This is a genomic window from Fructilactobacillus sp. X3R5C2 (assembly GCF_059901175.1).
Window position 1 is genome coordinate 17,690 of the sequence record NZ_JBWXVC010000003.1, and the last position, 13,452, is coordinate 31,141.

The 13,452-nt window shown below is 39.8% G+C and carries 13 protein-coding genes; 3 read left to right on the forward strand and 10 right to left on the reverse strand.

What is annotated here, in order from left to right:
- Nucleotides 1-4: 4 nt before the first annotated feature.
- The 5 genes from AC6UD4_RS03990 to AC6UD4_RS04010 form a co-directional block, all read right to left on the reverse strand.
- Nucleotides 5-268 carry a hypothetical protein gene (locus AC6UD4_RS03990; RefSeq protein WP_500693980.1) on the reverse strand — a complete coding sequence of 88 codons (264 nt, stop codon included), beginning with the start codon at nt 266-268 and terminating at the stop codon, nt 5-7.
- Between the two features lie 23 nt (nt 269-291).
- Complete coding sequence (alr, locus tag AC6UD4_RS03995; protein WP_500693981.1) at nt 292-1,434, reverse strand: alanine racemase; 1,143 nt, start codon at nt 1,432-1,434, stop codon at nt 292-294.
- A gap of 112 nt (nt 1,435-1,546) precedes the next feature.
- Nucleotides 1,547-3,037, reverse strand: a complete 1,491-nt coding sequence (cshA, locus tag AC6UD4_RS04000; protein WP_500693982.1) for a degradosome RNA helicase CshA — start codon at nt 3,035-3,037, stop codon at nt 1,547-1,549.
- A 169-nt stretch (nt 3,038-3,206) separates the two neighbouring features.
- Nucleotides 3,207-4,583 (reverse strand): UDP-N-acetylmuramoyl-tripeptide--D-alanyl-D-alanine ligase, encoded by a 1,377-nt coding sequence (locus tag AC6UD4_RS04005; protein WP_500693983.1) that lies wholly within the window; start codon nt 4,581-4,583, stop codon nt 3,207-3,209.
- 80 nt (nt 4,584-4,663) lie between these two features.
- Nucleotides 4,664-5,452 (reverse strand): hypothetical protein, encoded by a 789-nt coding sequence (locus tag AC6UD4_RS04010; protein WP_500693984.1) that lies wholly within the window; start codon nt 5,450-5,452, stop codon nt 4,664-4,666.
- A 172-nt stretch (nt 5,453-5,624) separates the two neighbouring features.
- Here AC6UD4_RS04010 and AC6UD4_RS04015 point away from each other — a divergent pair, with 172 nt between their 5' ends.
- Nucleotides 5,625-6,134: a low molecular weight protein-tyrosine-phosphatase gene (locus AC6UD4_RS04015; RefSeq protein WP_500693985.1), complete on the forward strand. Its 510-nt coding sequence runs from the start codon at nt 5,625-5,627 to the stop codon at nt 6,132-6,134.
- Complete coding sequence (locus AC6UD4_RS04020; protein ID WP_500693986.1) at nt 6,121-7,356, forward strand: multidrug efflux MFS transporter; 1,236 nt, start codon at nt 6,121-6,123, stop codon at nt 7,354-7,356. Before AC6UD4_RS04015 ends, AC6UD4_RS04020 begins: the two co-directional genes overlap by 14 nt.
- 49 nt (nt 7,357-7,405) lie before the next feature.
- On the opposite strand, the gene AC6UD4_RS04025 is transcribed toward AC6UD4_RS04020, so the two are convergent.
- The 5 genes from AC6UD4_RS04025 to AC6UD4_RS04045 form a co-directional block, all read right to left on the reverse strand.
- Nucleotides 7,406-7,657: a type B 50S ribosomal protein L31 gene (locus AC6UD4_RS04025; protein WP_500693987.1), complete on the reverse strand. Its 252-nt coding sequence runs from the start codon at nt 7,655-7,657 to the stop codon at nt 7,406-7,408.
- Nucleotides 7,658-7,767: 110 nt separating this feature from the next.
- The gene (gene murA, locus AC6UD4_RS04030; protein WP_500693988.1) at nt 7,768-9,042 is read right to left on the reverse strand and encodes a UDP-N-acetylglucosamine 1-carboxyvinyltransferase; all 1,275 of its coding nucleotides are present in this window, start codon (nt 9,040-9,042) and stop codon (nt 7,768-7,770) included.
- 112 nt (nt 9,043-9,154) lie between these two features.
- On the reverse strand, nt 9,155-10,774 hold the full coding sequence (pyrG, locus tag AC6UD4_RS04035) for a CTP synthase (protein WP_500693989.1): 1,620 nt from the start codon (nt 10,772-10,774) through the stop codon (nt 9,155-9,157).
- A gap of 145 nt (nt 10,775-10,919) precedes the next feature.
- Nucleotides 10,920-11,492 (reverse strand): DNA-directed RNA polymerase subunit delta, encoded by a 573-nt coding sequence (gene rpoE, locus AC6UD4_RS04040; RefSeq protein ID WP_500693990.1) that lies wholly within the window; start codon nt 11,490-11,492, stop codon nt 10,920-10,922.
- A 45-nt stretch (nt 11,493-11,537) separates the two neighbouring features.
- Nucleotides 11,538-11,972, reverse strand: a complete 435-nt coding sequence (locus AC6UD4_RS04045) for a YwiB family protein (RefSeq protein WP_500693991.1) — start codon at nt 11,970-11,972, stop codon at nt 11,538-11,540.
- Nucleotides 11,973-12,099: 127 nt separating this feature from the next.
- Here AC6UD4_RS04045 and AC6UD4_RS04050 point away from each other — a divergent pair, with 127 nt between their 5' ends.
- On the forward strand, nt 12,100-13,452 hold the full coding sequence (locus AC6UD4_RS04050) for an HD domain-containing protein (RefSeq protein ID WP_500693992.1): 1,353 nt from the start codon (nt 12,100-12,102) through the stop codon (nt 13,450-13,452).

Sequence of the window (13,452 nt, forward strand, 5' to 3'; positions counted from 1 at the left end):
AAACTTACAACCGTGACTTCTCGTCTTCATAATTGTCAAAGAGCCGTCTTGCAATCTCATCCTCACATGGAGAATATTCATCAACAATTATTGAATTTAGATTGGCCATGATTGAGTAGCCATAAATTAAAGAATTAATTAGAGGGTCTTTATCAAACGAGTCACAGTCCATGGCAACTTTGTGGTTGTCAAAAGAAAGTCCTAGTTTGGTGAAATATTCTTCATTTTTCTGAGACCAAATAGCATCAATCGTGTATTTGTATGTCATGGAGAACTCCTCCTTACAAATAGTTACTTCAAATGATTACTTGATTTATACACCCGTGGTAATCGATCCGAATACCCACATGCAATCTCATAGTGAATGGTATGACAATAGTCGGCAACGTCTTGGAGAGTAATAGTATGACCATGATCAGTTCCCACCAAGGTCACCTTCGTTCCAATTGGTAACTGATGTGGTAACTTCACCATCAGTTGATCCATACATACTCTTCCGACAATTGGACAATACTGTCCATCTACTAGAAGTGAAAATCCCTGCATCGAGCGACGAACTCCGTCTGCATATCCAACAGGAACCGTTCCAATCCACTCCTTTGAGTTGGATGTATAAGTTGCACCGTATCCAATTGAACGACCAGCATTAACCTCTTTAACGTAAACTAACTCACTGGTAAAGCTCAGTGCTGGTTTCAACTTAAATGGTGAAGCAATCTCAACCCCCGATGGATTCAAACCATAGCCAGCCACTCCAAAGCGGACCATGTTTCCACCCGCTGCTTTATGCCACATACTAGTAGCTGAATTTGCCACGTGAACATAACGAGGTTTATCGGGAATCGCAGTCATCAATTCGTTAAAATTATCCAATTGATACTTAAAATAATCATCATTAGCGCTATCTGCGGTAGAAAAATGAGTAAATACTCCCTCAAAGTCAATATACTCGCTAGTTCGGTTCAACTCAACTATTGCATCTCTAACTTCTGAAACAGTTTGGAGTCCGATCCTTCCCATTCCAGTATCCAAAGCCAAATGAACCCTAATCTTGTTCTTTAATTTCAGTTGTTCAGCTAAATTAGCTGCCTGCTTAATCCAATCAATCGAGCTCACCGTAACCGAAACATTGTACTTTGCAATTAATGGAACATTTGAAAGGTCACAAAGACCCAAAACAAGAATGGGTTCAGACACAAATCCAGCTTCTCGAAGCTGAATTGCTTCGTCTAAAATGGCAACACAAAAACCAGTAGCTCCTGCTTGTTTAGCAATCCTCGCCACTTGAACCGCACCGTGTCCATAAGCATTAGCCTTGACGACCATGAATAGATCCGACTTGGCATCCAATCGTTTTCGTTCCTCACTAATGTTATGAAAAATGGCATCTTCATCAATAACTAGTTGTGCATTTCGATTTCTTCCCACTGCCATAACGTATACTTCCTCGAATAAAGTACTATCTAATTATTCTTTGATAATTATTATAACACTTAATAAATTAATTTTCTAAATAAAAGAGAGAACCAAGAAGGCTCTCTCTTTGCTACTTATTCTTAATGACAAAATTCTTTGATTTACCGTGGTTACCACCATTATGACCTCTTGAATCACGACGTCTTGAGTCGTGACCACCACGATGACTACCAAAGCGTTTGTGACTGTTCCGGTCATTTTTCTTACCGCGATAACCGCCACCACGATGACCACCAAAGCCACCATGATTTTTAAGTGGTTTTTCGGCCGTAATGTGAACCTTAACCTGATCTCTTGTCATGTCATTCAAAAGAGCAGAAACCAAATCGACACTGTCATACTTTTCAAGGAGCTTTTTTGCGACCCGCTCAAACTTGGCAGTATCCGTCTTCTTTACTAACTTTTCAATATCATCTTCAGCAAATTTTAACTGACCAGCAAGGGCTTCGTCTTCTGAAGGTGGCTTTAAAGGAAGCATCCTTACCTTGGTAAGTCGTTCAATTCCTCTTAAATAACTCATCTCATTTGGAGTGACAAACGTTACTGAGGTACCATGATGGCCGGCACGACCAGTTCGTCCAATTCGATGGACATAACTTTCTGGATCCTGGGGAATATCAAAGTTATAAACGTAAGTGACACCCGAAACATCAATTCCTCTAGCAGCCACATCAGTAGCCACTAAATAATTAATCTTGTCGTTCTTAAATTCGTTCATAATCTGAGTTCGCCGTTTTTGGGTTAAATCACCGTGAAGACCAGCTGCCCGATAACCACGCGCAATCAGTCCCTTAGAAACTTCGTCGACTCGTCGTTTAGTTCGACAAAATACGATGGTAACCTTGGGTGTTTGAACGTCAAACAAACGGGTCATGGTATCAAACTTTTCGTTATCTTTAACCTTAACGTAGTACTGATCGACTAGGTCAGTGGTTAATTCCTTCGACTTAACCGTGATCTGCTTTGGATCTCTCATGAACTGAACCCCAACTCGTTTGATGGGTGCTGGCATGGTTGCTGAGAAAAGCAAAGTTTGCCGATCTTCTGGAATGTTCTTAATGATGCTTTCAATATCATCTAAGAATCCCATGTTAAGCATTTCGTCGGCTTCATCTAACACTAAGTACTTAACGTGTCCTAGTTTTAAGGTGCGACGATTAATGTGATCAAGAATTCGTCCTGGAGTCCCCACCACAATCTGTGGCTTCTTCTTCAAATCTCTAATTTGCTGGCGAATATCTGAACCACCATAAACTACTTGAACTCGAGCTCCTTCAACGCCACCAAGACGTTGCATCTCTTTTTGTGTTTGAATGGCAAGTTCTCTAGTTGGTGAAATTACAAGTGCCTGCACATCTGGATTATTCAGATCGATTTCTTGCAGGATTGGAAGGGCAAACGCAGCTGTTTTCCCAGTTCCAGTTTGAGCCTGTCCAATAACATCCTGACCTTTTAACAATAATGGAATTGTCTGAGCCTGAATTGGAGTGGGTTCGTCAAAGCCTGATTTTTCAACGGCTTTTAATAGACTATCAGATAGTCCTAAATCTTTAAACTTCAAATGTGTTCCTCCTATTGAAACTACAATTGTGAATTCAATGATTTGCTTGGAAAAAATCCGTTTTCCATAATGCGCAAATCGTCTGATTCACATTTATTTCTATATTCTTCAGCGTTTACGTGTCTAAAACATATTACACCATCTGGCCTAATTTCACAAACCAAAGAACCTATTCTAACGCTTTTAAAACTCGTTCTAAGTGAATTCCGTGACTCCCTTTTAACAAGACTTCATCCCCAGTAGATAACTGGGAGTCTAGGCTTTTAGCTAATTGATCAAGCTGATCAATTGGATAATAATGAAGGGCATTTTGATTGGGATATTTTTTTTGCAACATTTGATATAAAGACTTCATAAGTGGTCCAACTAGGTAAACCTGGTTAATCAATTGCGGATCAATTGCATCAGAAATATCCTCATGCATCTCAACTCCCTTATCACCAAGTTCCAGCATGTCACCTAAAACTGCAACTCGCTTCCCTTGTAAATGAGTGGATTGAAACGCCTTTAAAACGGCTTTTAGAGCTGATGGGTTCGAATTATATACGTCACTTAAAATCATTTCACCATTTTGACCCTTAACCCATTCAGTTCGATTATTAGTAAAACTGGCATGGTCTAGTGCTGATTTCATGTTGGCCGGCAGGATTTCCGCTAGTTCACCAACTTCAATGGAAGCAAGGGCATTGTTGACGTTGTAGTCACCAATTAGCGGAATGGTGAATTTCATGTTTCCAAACCGATTGGTCTTAAACGTCGTTTCGTGGTCGCCGTCATAGACATCCTTTGGGTAAATATCGTTAGTGTCTTTTCTTCCAAAGGTCAACTTTTCAACGTCAAGTGATTTAGCCCGTTCGTTTAATAAGGGTTCATCCCCGTCATAGACAAACACCCCATCTGGCCTAAGTCCATGGGTAATCTCCATTTTGGCATCTGCAATCTTAGCACGGGTTCCGAAGAATTCAATGTGAGCTTCCCCAATCATGGTAATGACGGCGATATCTGGTTTAACTAGCTTACTTAAAAAGTCAAGTTGGCCGGGTCGATCCATCCCCATCTCTACCACCAAATATTCTGTGTTAGATTCCATGGAAAGGATCGTAATTGGGACTCCAATCTCATTATTAAAGTTAGCGTGCGTCTTAGTAACATTAAACTGAGTGGCAAGAATTGAAGCAATCATGTCCTTCGTAGTGGTCTTGCCATTACTTCCGGTAATTGCCACTACTTTAGGATTAATCTTATTTAAATAGTGTCGACTGAGATCCTGTAGGGCTTTTAGTGTGTCATCGACTAAAATAACCGGAAAATCCTTCGGAACATCACTAATTCGACTTTGATTCCAAAACGTTGCGTTAGCCCCGTTTTTGATGGCACTAGCAATGAAATTGTGCCCATCGTGATTCCCAGTGAGTGGAACAAAAAGATCATGCGGTTTTAACTTCCGACTATCAAACGAAACTCCCGTTATTTCAACGTTTTCGTATTTTTTTGAATTCAAGTCACCATTAACGGATTTTGCAACCTCTAAAAGGTTCATTTTCATAACAAAAACTCCTCTTAATTCGATGTAAATGCATTTAAAGTATATCAGAAAAAAATCAATAAAAAAGCGACTCAGCTGGTTTAAACCAAATCGTTTAATTCTCCCTCATCATCAACGTCTCTTTGAAGTTCCCACGTTTTAGTGGAAATATCATAAGTAATTTGACCAACTTTAAAGGCTCCACTTTTCAACTGGTCATAAGAGTTCCAAATTACCTTTGGAGATCGTTTTTTGTGTCTCATTAAGGGAATCTCAAGCTTCGGTCTCTTCACAACTATCATATCATACGGAATAATAACTCCCGTAATTCCCAGTTTTAACAACTTGGTCATGGTACGTTCGTCGATATCCCTAAACGGCACTGACTTTACGAACATTCGTCTACTGTTCCACTGCTTTTTTAGATGCCGTTTAATGCAGACAGCTAAAATTTGATTAATGACACTAAAATGACGCATGTATACCTTTGTAAAGCCAGTGGATTCACCCAAAAACACAAATTGATTCTTCAATTTAACCGAAAATGGACTCGTTTGATTGAGTGGGATACCCATGTGACTCAAGTACAATAAATCTGCGATTTCATCCTCATTTAAAGAATCCAGATCCTCCCGGTTTCTAAAATCAACCCATTTCTTGGTACTAATTTTATTGTTAATCATGTACTCTCTAATTTCATTTTGACCGGTAATTAAATCAAATTTAGTGGACATATTGAAATCATTTGCGTAACGATAATCATCATTTAATAAAATAATATTTTGGGGATCGTTCTTAATTCCGTTTAAAAAATCCGACGGAAGAATTCCCCAACTGTAGGCAAAATTCTTAACTGGATTAACCTGAAAATACACTGTGTTAATTAACATATTTGTCTTGCTCCAATCCTTATTACCCCTTTCACCATAAAATAAGATTTTAATAACCATTTTTCCAACTCACGTCATTTTCTTACGTTATAATTAGCATTCATTTTTATATATATGAAGTTCAATTACTGTTAGTATAGTAATAACGATTTAAATTTCGGGAGTGTGGATTATGAAAAAAACTAACGTTTTATTTGTCTGCTTGGGGAACATATGTCGATCTCCCATGGCAGAAGCAATGTTTAAAAAAATGCTTATAAATAAAGGACTTTCAAATCATTATTCAGTAAGTTCAGCTGCCACCGAAAACGATGAGGCAGGTAGTCGTCCTCATCCTGGTGCTCAAAAAACCATGGACGCTCATCACTTGGATTATAGTGGGAAACAATCCCATCCAATCACCGCTTACGACATCGATAATGCTGATTACATTATTACCATGGATGACTACAATATCAGTGATCTTAAAAAGATGATTCCCAAAAGTCAATGGAATAAGCTTCATTTATGCATGGACATTGTTCCCGGTAAAAAGGGAGTCAACATCGTTGATCCTTGGTATACCCATCGATTTGAGGATACCTATCAAATGCTGGATCAATCTTTGCCCTTGTGGCTAAAGTACATGCAAGAACATCATAACAGCAAACAGGAAGGAAGCGAATCATTTGAATCAGAATAAAGCCCAAATCTCTGATCCGGTTCCTTCAGAAATATGGCACAAAAACCTAGTAGCACTATGGTTTGGGATGTTCATGAATGGATTAGGTTTTAGTGAAGTCATGCCTTTTCTCTCCCTGTTCATCGCTACCCTAGGCCACTATAATTCTAGTCAACTAAGTATCTATAGTGGGCTTGCTTTCTCAGCCTCTTTCATTGTTACCGCCGTCGTCTCCCCCATTTGGGGATCTTTGGCTGACAGATACGGACGAAAAGTGATGCTTTTACGAGCATCACTTGGAATGGCAATCTGTCTAATATTGATGGGCTTTGTTACTGCTGTTTGGCAGTTAATTGCCCTTCGATTTATTCAAGGAATCTTCTCTGGATACATGAGCAATGCCAACGCCTTACTTGCGACTCAGGTACCAAAGCGAGAAAGTGGGAAAGCCCTTGGAATTTTAACCACCGGTAACGTCTCAGGAACCCTTTTTGGTCCCTTCATTGGCGGAATTTTAGCTTCTGTCTTTAGTTATCGTCTTACCTTCTTCATTACTGGTGGTTTACTCATTTCCGTCTTTTTTGTCACGCTATTTTTCGTTAAAGAACACTTTAAACCGGTTGCAAAAGAAGATAACCTATCTACCAAACAGGTTATTTTCGAACTTTCAAACGTCAAACTGATTTTTGGAATGTTCTTGACCACCCTGATTATTCAAGCCTCTAATTTCTCCATTTCACCCATTCTGTCACTGTACGTAAAAGAAATCATGCACAATAGTCCTCAAGTCACCTTTTACAGTGGAATTGTTGCCGCAGTTCCGGGAATTGCCACGCTTTTTGCCGCCCCCAAACTGGGAGCATTAGGCGATCGAATCGGGACCTCCAAGATTATGCTAGGCGGTTTCATCTTTGCCATCTTGGTCTACATCCCCATGGCGTTTGTAACCAACGTCTGGGAATTAATGGGACTCAGATTTCTGATTGGAATCTCCAACGCCTGTATGTTACCTGCCGTTCAAACCATTTTAGCTAAAAACACCCCATCTAACGTTACTGGTCGGATTTTTAGCTGGAACCAGTCCATGCAAGCAGCTGGAAACTGTATCGGACCCATCATCGGATCCATTGTTTCTTCTTTGTTTGATTACTCAAGTGTGTTCATTTCAACCGCAATCCTTGTCTTCATTAACTTTTTGTTAGTATTAAACGAAACCAGAAACGAACAGAAGACCGTAAACTAAATTTAGACAAAAAAAGAGCCAACTAGAAGTTGGCTCTTTTTATTTATTATTATTTGTCGGCAAGACCATATTTCTTGTTGAAACGATCGACCGCACCATCTGCTTGGTTGAACTTTTGCTTACCAGTGTAGAATGGATGTGAATCAGATGAAATTTCAACTCGGATTAATGGGTAAGTGTTGCCGTCGTCCATTTTGACGGTTTCATCAGAGGTTGCAGTTGAACCAGTAATGAACTTAAATCCAGTACTTGAATCTTGAAAAACAACTTGATGAAAATCTGGATGAATTCCTTTTTTCATAATATTTCGCTCCTTTTGCCCTAAACACAGTTCAGAGATTGATTATCAAATATAACATCAACCATAATAGCTTAACATTATTTTTTGACGTACGCAATAGGACCCAGGAGTTAGTCGTCCTGGTCAATCATCTGGACGTTAGCGTGTAGATTGGTTAATTTATTAGTAATATTATCATATCCGCGTAAAATATTGTCTGCATTTTCAATGACGGTCTTACCACTAGCCATCAGCCCAGCAATGACCAAGGATGCCCCAGCGCGGATCTCTCCGGCTTGAACGGTTGTCCCATGGAGGTTCTCACTCTTACTGATAATAATTGAATTATCAGTTGGATTGACCTTGATATTAGCCCCCATCTTCTGGAGCTGGGCAATGTGATTCTGACGTTCCGGATAAATCGTATCGTGAATCACACTATCCTCGTCCGCTTTAAACAGCATGGGGGTAATTGGTTGTTGTAAATCCGTTGCAAATCCTGGAAATGGTGCCGTTTTAATCTCGATACCATTTAATTTCCCAGTCTTTGGAACATAAATACTGTCTTCGCCAACTTCTAATTGAACGCCGGCTTCAATCAACTTAGCCGTGTAGGCTTGTAAATGCTCAGGAATTACGTTCTTAACGTTAATTCCCTTCCCAACAGCGGCGGCTAACGTCAAGTATGTCCCCGCTTCAATTCGATCAGGGATAATCGTATGCGTCGCCTTGGCCTGGAGATGATCAACGCCTTGAATCCTGATGACGTCGGTCCCAGCTCCTCTGATCTTAGCTCCCATACTATTCAAAAACGATGCAATATCAATGATTTCCGGTTCCTTAGCGGCATTACTAATGGTAGTAACCCCATCAGCCTTTACCGCTGCTAGAATCGTGTTGATCGTCGCTCCAACCGAGACCATGTCAAAGAAAATTGAAGCCCCATGAAGTCCATTTTCCGTTGCATTAATATCAACCGAATCATCACTTTCATTGACTTCTGCACCCAAGGCCTTAAAGGCGCGAATGTGCTGGTCAATTGGCCGTGGTCCGATATTGTCTCCACCAGGGAAACTAATCGTGGCACGATGAAACTTGCCAAGAAGCGCTCCCATAAAATAATAGGAAGCACGTAGACTTTTAATTGCCTTACCAGGCAACTCACCCTCAAGTATATTAGTTGGATCAATGTTTAAGACACCATCTGAAAAATCAGATGTTACGTTCATCGACTGGAGGATTAGCATGAGATTATGCACATCCAAGATATCGGGAACCATGTCAAGTTCCACTGGACTATCCGCCAAAATAGCGGCCGGTATCAAAGCGACCGTACTATTCTTAGCTCCGCCAACGGTGACGTCGCCATATAGAGGATGTCCTCCTGATATTTTTAGTATCGTCATAATTGGTAATCCTCACTTATATCATATCTTTTAATAATAATCATAGGAAAGTTTTCATCAAAACACAATACAAAATCAGAAATTATTTTATTAAGATTATAAAGAAGCCTGGTTACTTCTTGTGATTATGCATGTGTTCTTTGTCGGCAGCGGCGACAAACGCCTTGAATAATCCCTCGGGACGATTTGGACGTGATAAAAATTCGGGATGGTATTGTGCTGCAACATAAAATTTATTGGCTGGAACTTCGACTACTTCAACCAAGTGATCATCTGGTGAGGTTCCAGAAATAACTAAGCCAGCATCTTCCAGGTCTTTTCTAAATTTATTATTGAATTCATAACGATGACGATGACGCTCTGAGATTTCCTTTTTGTTATCGTATGCGGCGGCGGCTTTACTCCCTGCTTTTAGCTTAGTCTTATAAGCACCCAAGCGTTGGGTTCCACCAGCATCAGTAACATCATTTTGATCGGCCATGAGATCAATCACATTGTGCTTAGTTTGCGGATCAAATTCAGTTGAGTTGGCATCTTTATAACCAACAACGTCTCTAGCATATTCGATGGTAGCAATCTGCATCCCAAGGCAAACACCTAAATAAGGAACATCATTTTCTCTAGCATATCGAGCGGCTTGAATCATTCCTTCGACCCCTCGATTACCAAATCCACCAGGAACTAAGATTCCGTCCATTCCCTTTAACTTCTTAGAAACGTTGTCTCTGTTAATCGTACCCGCATCAACCATGTGAATGTTAACCTTATCGTCAGAAGCATAACCAGCATGTTTTAAAGCTTCATTGACGGACAAATAAGCATCGTTTAGATCAACATACTTACCAACAATGGCAATGTTAACCTCACCCTTGAGATTTCTGATGTGCTTCTCCATCTTCTTCCAGTCTTTCATGTCAGCCTCTGGAGCTTTAACGTTAAAGTGCTTTAAAATCTCATCGTCCATGTCCTGTTTTTGAAAACTAAGCGGGATTTGGTACAAGTTAGGAGCATCGATGGATTCGATGATATCCTTAACCGGAACATCACAGAACATGGCAATTTTTTTCTTCATCTCATCACTAACTGGTTTCTCAGCACGAAGAACCAACATATCGGGTTGAATGCCAATTCCCCTTAATTCTTTAACACTGTGCTGGGTTGGTTTGGTTTTCATTTCCTTTGCGGCGTGCAAGTACGGAACAAGCGTAACGTGAATATAAAAAGTATTCTCGTCACCGACTTCATGTTTCATCTGACGGATAGCTTCCAAAAACGGTAGGGACTCGATGTCTCCAACCGTTCCACCAATTTCTGAAATAACGATATCAGCGTCCGTACTTTGAGCGGCACTCATAATCTTTTGTTTAATCATTCCAGTAATGTGAGGGATGACCTGAACGGTTCTCCCAAGATAATCTCCGTGACGTTCTTTTCTTAAAACTTCTTCATAGATTTTACCGGTCGTAAAGTTAGAGTACTTGTTTAAATTGTTATCAATAAAACGTTCGTAATGACCTAAATCAAGATCAGTTTCAGCACCATCATCGGTAACAAAGACTTCTCCGTGTTGATAAGGATTCATTGTTCCCGGATCAATGTTGATATATGGATCAAATTTTTGGATCGTAACGTTAAAACCACGATTCTTCAATAATCTTCCGATTGAAGCGGAAACAATTCCCTTTCCTAAGGAAGAAACTACTCCACCGGTTACAAAAATATACTTAGTCATGCTTAACTCCTCCATCAAATTTAGGTTACAACATAAAAAAAGCTCCCCATTCATTGAATAGGGAGCGGTTACTTATTCGAAATACTTCACATGTTTGTAAAGTGCCCAAATAGTATGTTAAGGGATTCTACATAATTAGTCAAGTTTAATCATTGTCGTCATCATCTTTTTTATCATCATCGTCATCTGGATTGACCTCTGAGAGGTCGCCTTCAACACCATCATCATCGTCAATGGCGTCATCATCAGTATCAGGATTTTCTTCATCAAGATCCTTATGATACTTATCCTTATCGTCAGGGGTATCATCAAAATCATCCTGATCTTCTGGATCATCGTTATCATAGTCGATCACATCATCATCGTCAGCTGCATCAGCCATAAAAGCATTCACTTTACGATGCTTTTTGGGAGTATTACCGTTGTCTTCTTCACCTTCATTGATGGTGGCTTCATTAATTGACTCATATGGGTACCAAGTACGAAGACCCCAAACGTTATTGCCAAGGGAAATAAAACTCCCATCAACATTAAGGTCTGTGTAGAATTGAGGTAAACGATCACGAATTACTTGGTTGCTGTCCCCCAAGTATTTTTGTACTTCGTTGGTTAAATCAACGAATGACATGGTTTTACCAGCATCAGCTAAAATTGCATGAGCCACTTCAACCATTGATAATTCGCTTTTATCTTGCTTGTCTAATTCTTTAAGTTCCAATTCGACCACGCCTTTCTAGATTCCTAACAGACTAATAATACTAGTTTAACATTTAAATTGCAATTTGACTCGATAGTCGCCGACTTTCTGTCCGTCGGTGTACAATTCATAGTTAATCTCAATCATTTGCCATCCGTTTTTATCATCTCTAGATTGCTTAATGCTAGTGGTATGTGCCCCAATTTTTAGATTACCAAATGGCGTTCGGTACAAGTCTTCGATTGTTTCGTTCGGTTTAAAATGAAGTTCAAGATGATTTTTGCCAGCACGAGTTAACCGAATCGCATCTTTTCCAATCCGGTAGGTAACAGGAACGTCCGGTTGTCCGTCAACGTGTTCAACGTAACGTAAATAACGATAGCCGTTGAGCATAACTAGTTGCCCATTTTCTTTAAAATGATGGTGTTCGACGTTTTCGTCCTGTTTTATTTCGATTGCAATCTCAACTTGAACTTTTTCGATCTTTTCGTTTTCTGTCAAAAATATCACCTCACAAATTTGATTTTACGCCGTTAGCAATGGAAATGCACTAACTTTGAGTTTGTCATGACGTTTATTTTTATTTCAGTTATAATGAAGAGAGATTAGTATAAGTGGAGGTCTTTTATTGAAGTATTACAATCAACCATTGAAATATGACAAAGTTTTTCGTGACCCAGTTCTGGGTCACGTTTACGTTGAACACCAAGTGATTCTCGATCTCATTAATACGCCTGAATTTCAACGTCTAAGACGAATCAAGCAGTTAGGAACTACTTCATTAACCTTTCACGGAGCAGAACACACCCGATTTAGCCACTCTTTAGGAGTGTATGAAATTACTAGACGAATTTGTGATAATTTTAAGCGAAATTATCCGTCTAAAAAAGCGGGTGATGGCTTATGGGACGATTCAGAACGAATTGTGGCCCTGTGTGCCGCTCTACTTCACGACGTTGGTCATGGAGCTTATTCACATACGTTTGAACACATTTTTCACACCAATCACGAACAGATTACCCAGCAAATCATCACTTCAAACGAAACGGAAATTAACCACGTTTTAAGTGAGGTCGGTCCTGATTTTCCCGAACGCGTCGCCAGTGTCATTAACAAGACCTATGACAATCCGCAAGTCGTCCAAATGATTTCAAGTCAAGTTGATGCCGATCGGATGGACTACCTTCTAAGTGATTCATATTACACCGGAGCACAATACGGTAATTTTGATTTGGATCGGATTCTTCAGGTGATGCGTCCGTACTCTGGCGGGATTTGTTTTCGGGCAAGTGGTTTACACGCGATTGAGTACTACATTGTTTGTCGTTTTCAAATGTATCAACAAGTATACTTCCATCCCGTCTCACGTTCGATGGAGGTTATTTTAAGTCACCTACTGATGCGGGCGAAAGAATTAGCGTTACAACCTAAGAGCACCTTTAAACCTAGTCTTTTAATGCCAATCTTTTCTAATAACTACTCCCTAGATGATTATTTACAAATTGACGATGGGGTGCTTAACACCTACTTCGTCATGTGGCGAAAGTCGGAAGATCCGATTCTCTCTGACCTCGCCAAACGTTTCTTAAATCGGCGTCCCTTTAAATCCGCTAAATACAACGATCAGACGGAATTTTTAATCCCTAAGCTACAAAAGATCATTGAAAAAGCCGGATTTAATCCAAAGTACTACACTGCCACTGACAACAGTTTTGATCAGCCCTATGATGTCTACGATCCCAAAAGTAAACATCAAAACGCCCAGATTGAACTGATGGAAAATGATGGTAATTTGGTAGAACTCTCTCAAACTAGTGACCTAGTTCGTGCCATTACCGGAAAACTAATTGGTGACAAGCGTTTTTTCTTTCCACGTGAAATGCTTAAGCCAACAAAAAACGTTGAACTTTTTCAACCTTTATACGATGAATTTCAAAAATACATTGATAATGACAACCTTATAATTCCAAAGGAGAACTAA